The organism is Aeromonas caviae, assembly GCF_000819785.1.
GTDB classification, from domain to species: Bacteria; Pseudomonadota; Gammaproteobacteria; order Enterobacterales; family Aeromonadaceae; genus Aeromonas; species Aeromonas caviae.
This window is the reverse complement of sequence record NZ_CDBK01000079.1, coordinates 1-503: the sequence shown is the minus strand read 5'-3', so window position 1 is coordinate 503 and position 503 is coordinate 1. Positions and strand designations below refer to the sequence as shown.

The window sequence follows — 503 nt, the reverse complement described above, 5'->3', positions numbered from 1 at the left end:
ACGGCCTGCTGGCCGCCAGCTACGAGGTCTGCCTCGGGCGCCTGGTGCGGCGCTGACACAAAAAGACCCGGCGCACCCACCCCTTCAGCGGCAGGACGCGCGCCTGCCTTTCACCATGGATATCGGGGTGCCTCTGCGCCCCTGCACTGCATCGAGGAATCATCATGGGGACATCCTATTTCATCACGGGCACGGACACTGACGTGGGCAAGACCCTGGTGGCCCGCACCCTGTTGCTGGCGCTTGCCGCCAGAGGCATTCGCTGCGCCGGGTACAAACCGGTGTCGGCTGGCTGCACCCGCACCCCGGAGGGGCTTCGCAATCTGGATGCCTTGCTGTTGCAGCGGGCGGCCACGGTTGCGCTGCCCTACGAGCAGGTCAATCCCTATGCCTTCGAGCCGCCCATCGCCCCCCATATCGCCGCCCGTGAGCGGGGGGCGAGCATTCCCTTCGAGGGGCTGTCCGCCGGCTTGCGGGAGATTGAGGGAGCTGGGGCCGAACTC

1 protein-coding gene is annotated in these 503 nt (G+C 67.6%); it reads left to right on the top strand.

The features are described from left to right. Positions 1 to 164: 164 nt before the first annotated feature. Positions 165 to 503 (top strand): ATP-dependent dethiobiotin synthetase BioD (gene bioD / locus BN1120_RS12520; RefSeq protein WP_042016344.1); only part of this gene is annotated, 339 nt, incomplete at its 3' end.